This is a genomic window from Okeania sp. SIO2F5 (genome assembly GCF_010692685.1).
Classification (GTDB): Bacteria; Cyanobacteriota; Cyanobacteriia; order Cyanobacteriales; family Microcoleaceae; genus Okeania; species Okeania hirsuta.
On record NZ_JAAHGU010000245.1, the window covers coordinates 1 to 5,162 of the forward strand.

At 32.4% G+C, this 5,162-nt stretch carries 5 protein-coding genes; all 5 read left to right on the top strand.

What is annotated here, in order from left to right; genetic code table 11:
* The first annotated feature begins 195 nt into the window (after window positions 1-195).
* The 5 genes from F6K27_RS32275 (at window position 196) to F6K27_RS34205 (ending at window position 5,095) form a co-directional block, all read left to right on the top strand.
* Window positions 196-1,179 (top strand): GntR family transcriptional regulator, encoded by a 984-nt coding sequence (locus tag F6K27_RS32275; protein ID WP_287279969.1) that lies wholly within the window; start codon window positions 196-198, stop codon window positions 1,177-1,179.
* 15 nt (window positions 1,180-1,194) lie between these two features.
* Window positions 1,195-1,407, top strand: a complete 213-nt coding sequence (locus F6K27_RS32280) for a hypothetical protein (RefSeq protein WP_287279971.1) — start codon at window positions 1,195-1,197, stop codon at window positions 1,405-1,407.
* Window positions 1,408-1,678: 271 nt separating this feature from the next.
* On the top strand, window positions 1,679-2,332 hold the full coding sequence (locus F6K27_RS32285; protein WP_287279973.1) for a nitroreductase family protein: 654 nt from the start codon (window positions 1,679-1,681) through the stop codon (window positions 2,330-2,332).
* A gap of 203 nt (window positions 2,333-2,535) precedes the next feature.
* Window positions 2,536-4,467, top strand: a complete 1,932-nt coding sequence (locus F6K27_RS32290) for a hypothetical protein (RefSeq protein ID WP_287279975.1) — start codon at window positions 2,536-2,538, stop codon at window positions 4,465-4,467.
* A 349-nt stretch (window positions 4,468-4,816) separates the two neighbouring features.
* Window positions 4,817-5,095, top strand: coding sequence for a sulfotransferase family 2 domain-containing protein (locus F6K27_RS34205; RefSeq protein ID WP_353736102.1), 279 nt, complete (start codon window positions 4,817-4,819; stop codon window positions 5,093-5,095).
* Window positions 5,096-5,162: the final 67 nt, after the last annotated feature.

Genomic DNA, 5,162 nt, shown 5'->3' on the forward strand with positions numbered 1-5,162 from the left:
TCGGACTGGACTTGTTCGGTGACTATAAACCGCCGTAAGAACAAAGTGGTTATTATAAAGTCAAAAACTGCTTTTGTTTCTAAGGAAGTTCTGACCGTTTTTAATAAACATTAGAAGCATACACAGAAAGCTAATACATCTTTGTAGGTAAGTTACAGCATAAAAATTTATTTCTGAGCAGCAGTTTTTTCTACTATGGTTAATTTTCAGATTAAAGCAGATAGTGATATTCCTGCATCAAACCAATTATTTAATCAAATTCGGTTTGCCATAGCTTCCCGAAAGTTTTCTCCTGGCCATCGACTACCTAGTACCCGACAACTTGCGATGCAAACTGGTTTACATCGCAACACTATAAGTAAGGTATATCGTCAACTTGAAGATATTGGTCTTGTGGAAGCTCAAGCAGGTTCAGGTATTTATGTCAGAGCACAGGGAAATGAGAGGGGGCGAAAATTAAATTCTCCCATATATGAAAAGTATCCCTATGCCAGTCATATAGTCAAGGGTAGCTTGGATGAATTACTGTCCCAAGGTTGTAGTCTGAATGAAGCTAGAGAAATGTTTCTCACTGAGATTGACTGGCGACTGCGTTGTAGTGCCAGGGTATTAGTGACAGCTCCCTCTAATGATATTGGTATTGGACAGTTAATGGCTAAAGAGTTGGAACAAGCTCTTAATATTTCTGTCCAAGTAGTTCCTCTGGAAGAACTAGGTAGAGTTATAGATGAAGTATCTTCTGGAACGGTTGTCACAAGTCGATATTTCATTGGACGAGCTGAAAAAATAGCTGCTCCTCAATCTGTACGAGTGATTCCAATTGATATATATGATTATGCTCAAGAATCTAAATTGGTCAATAATTTATCTCAGGGAAGTTACTTTGGTATAGTTAGCCTTAGTTCTGGCCTACTAAAAGCTGCAGAAGTAATTATTCATAGTTTGCGTGGAAATGATGTAATTGTAATGACTGCGCAACAGGAAGAAACCCACAAAGTTGATGCTATGGTGCGGATGGCTAAAATAATTATTTGTGACAAATTTAGTGATGCTAAAGTTAAAGCTGCCGTACAAAAAAACAGAGCAGATATTATTCGCCCGCCACAAATTATCTGCTTTGAAAATTACATTGGTATAGAGTCAATTAATTTATTGAAACGAGAGTTGGGTTTGGTATAGTTTCTGCTAAATATTATGCAATATGAAGAACAATTAGATAAAATTAATATTAATTTATTCCCTATTTCCGATGTTTATGCTGCTATAACTTTATATGCTATTTTTATAGCAGTTTTCATTAACATAGAATACAGAGATTTTGGCTTAAAGGCAGAAGCCAGAGGGCAGAAGGCAGAAGCAATGCAAGTCTACCTTTGTGAAAACCGCTATAAAGATTGTGAGACCTAATAATTGCTGAATATAGGATTACTAAAAAATCTCTATAGCAATCCTTTCTAATTTGTAATATTTGAGTGACAGTCAAGAGCCATAATTTTAGAAGTTTTCAGTTTAAATTAACTACTATAAAAATTGTCACAACTAATTTAGGATTTCTATATCTATAATTTCTTCTTATTCCATTTTTATGTCAATCTTAGTTTCACACCTTAAAATAGAAAAACTATAGTTCAATAACAAAGAAATAAAAAAATTCAACTACAAATTATATTTTGATTTTATGGAACCAAGCATTAATTTAAAGCAAGCTATTGAGAAGCGTCGCTCTGCTCGTGCATTTAGTAAAAATTCAATTCCTAATGTAATCCTAGAAGAAATTTTACGTCTTGGTATGATGGCTCCCTCTGGTTTTAACTTACAACCTTGGCGTTTTATTGTGGTTAAAAAACAAGAGAATAAAGAACGACTTAAGGCTTGTGCTTTTAATCAACGCCAGGTAGGAGAAGCTCCAGTAGTTTTAATTTGTTGTGGCGATCGCCATGTATCTAAACCAGAATATATAGAATCTATAATTGAGTTGCGCAAAGAGCATGAAGCTATCAATGATACTTATGCAGATCATATGAAAAATTCAATCCCTAAAATGTTTGAAAGTCCTTCTTCTTTTGAGTCTATGGAAGCTTGGATAAATAGGCAAGTAATGTTAGCAGTAGCTCAAATTATGCTCATTTCTAGTAGTTTTGGGGTTGATAGTTGTCCTTTGGAAGGATTTATTACATCTCAAGTTAAAGCAGCATTTAATATTCCAGAGCAAGTAGATGTTTGCTGTCTATTAGCTATGGGTTATGCTGCTGAACCATTTAAAAAATATGGTGGACGTCTTTCTTTGAGTCAGGTCTGCTTTCAAGAAACCTATGGACAGAATTTTGTATGATCGACCAATTATACTAATTTGACTAAAAAATGTGACAAAACTGTTTTTATATGTAACAAGGATTTATAACAGATATTTATCCAAATGGTATTATTAGTAGTTTTATATTCAGGATTATTGATTTAATTACAAAATTAAAAAGCATAATTCCTAAAATAATTAATACAGCTAGCAAATTAAACAATCAAATTATTAACTAGAAAATGAAAACAGCAATCAGAAATATTAATACTCAGATATTAGAGGATAATTTACAAAAAAGCTGGCAATCTTTGAGAAATTTCAATGATGCTTGTAAAATTCAATGTGATTTAAAAGCTGGAACATTATTAGTGATTTGTGAACATCCAGCAAATTTAGTGATAGATCGAGAGAAAACAATTTCTGAGTTAAAAGGTATAGTTCAAAAACAACCACTAGAATCTATTGAGAAAGTAGGTATTTGTTTAAATGCGATTGGTCATATATATCCTTATGCTTATCATTCATTTTTTACAAAGAGTCGGCAAGAAGAGTCTACATTAACTTTTCTCCCAAGATGGGTAGATGGAGATATGGGCGATCGAGTAAAAATTACACCTGAATTTTTAGATTCTTTAGATAATCCATTTGATTTAAAAAATTTAGAACAGATATCTATTAGGTTAGAGTCTGAGCTAAATACTAATGTTGAGAAAGAGTATATTCCTGGAAAGAAAAGTCAAAACTCAGATATTAAAATTACTTCAAAATTACTGGATGATTTAGATAACCCTTTTGATGTGGAAGGATTAGATATATCTCTTAAAAAATCCAGAAGAACAGCAAAACATTCTCATAATGTAGGACAAACATCAACTGTTAACTTCAGTACTTTCTCTAAAGTAGAATTTCTCAGTGCCAGTTTAAGTTTGACAATTTTAATAGGCTGTTTTTATGCAATAACTCAACCCTGTGTGATTGGAAAATGTATGATTGTACCCACAGCAAAAGACTTAAATCAGCAATCATTAGAAACAATTAAAAATTCAAAAAACTCTTTGGCTCCAAAGCAAGCAAAAGAAAAGTTAGAAAAAGCAGTTCAAGATTTAGAAAAAATTCCATTTTGGTCAATACATTATCTAGAGTCACAACATTTAAAATCTACTTACAAAGCAGAAATTAAACATTTGGAAAATATTCAAAAAGCTTTAGCAAAAGGTCAAGAAGCAGCTCAAAATAGTAAAACTTTGCCACTAAAAGTAGAAGATTGGATAGAAACTCAATCACTTTGGCAAAATGCAATTGTCTTACTAGAAAAAGTACCAGGAGATAGTAGTGCTTATCCTTTTGCCAAGAATAAACTACAGCAATATCGTAAATATTTAGTAGCGATTAAAGGTAGATTAACAACAGAAGAAGTGGCAGATCGAAAACTAATTGCTGCTAAAAAATCAGCTCAGTTAGCAAATACTAGAGAAGTAGTAGCTCAGTTTCCTGAAAGCTGGAAAAGTGTATATTCAAGTTGGGAAGATGCCTTGGATAAAATATCTTCTGTTCCACCACAAACAACTGCCTATTTAGAAGCTAAAAATTTACTCCCTCAGTATGAACAAAAACTTCAGTTAGCTGAGGAACGTAGAATTATAGAACAAATTGGTGAAGAGTATTATGATCAAGCTATTAGTTATGCGAAACAAGCTGAAGTTTTTGAGACAAAAGATAATTGGCAAGATGCTGTGAAATATTGGCAAAATGCTCTAAATTCTGCTGAAGAAGTACCTACTACTTCTAGTTATTTTGCTAAAGCAAAACCTCTCATTAAATCTTATGATACTATTCTGAAGATAGCACAAGCTAACCAGAGATTTTTGGATACTATAGCTAAAGCTGGTCAAGATTTAAGTAAAACTTGTAAAGGGACACCGAAAATTTGCGAATATAGTATTACGAAGGATTTAATTACTGTACGTTTAACTTCTGACTATGTGGATAAAATTAAGAAAACAGCTCAGGATTTAAAAAATAATAAAGATCAAAAGAGTTTGACTCAACTAGAAAAACATTTGAAAACTTTACAGATAGCTTTGAAGGCTATTAGTAATAATGCCAAGATTCCTTTAGAGGTTTATAACCCACAAGGTTTAAAAGTTGCTGCTCATATTCCTAATAGTTGAAGTGAGGGAGTGAGGGAGTAGGGGAGTAAGGGAGTAGGGGAGCAGGGGAGCAGGGGAGTGTTGGTAATTAACATCATACTTTTAGAGCGAGAATTTAGTGAAGATAAAAGTCTTAAATATCAGAAAACTGCTACTTTTTGAAAGTCGAAACATGGTACTCTATTTTAGAAGCGATCGCTCAATTGGATAACTTTTCTAATTTTCTCTTTTCATTATGATAATTTCTCACAAATATAAATTTATTTTCCTGAAAACAATCAAGACTTCTGGTACATCAATTGAAATTTATTTATCTAGATTTTGTGGTGACGATGATGTAATTACTCCTATATCTTTGTAAGATGAAGCTATCAGAAAACTTCTTGGAAAAAGACAACAAAATTATTTAGATTTTGATGCTCAGGGAAATGAATACAAAAAGTATTTCAATCATATTACTGCTAAAGAGATTAAAAATGTAATAAAATCTTCGATTTGGGATAGCTACTACAAGTTTTGTTTTGAAAGAAACCCTTTTGAGAGAGCTATATCTTGGTACTATTTTAGCTGTCGAAACAAATCTATTAAATTTATAGCAATGAGCGCTGGCATCTTTACATATTACATAAATATTGATAATGTAACATAAAAGTAACTGTATGAGCTGTATTTTTCATAAATTAGGCGATCGCTAAAGGTTAAAGTTTTAAGGATGC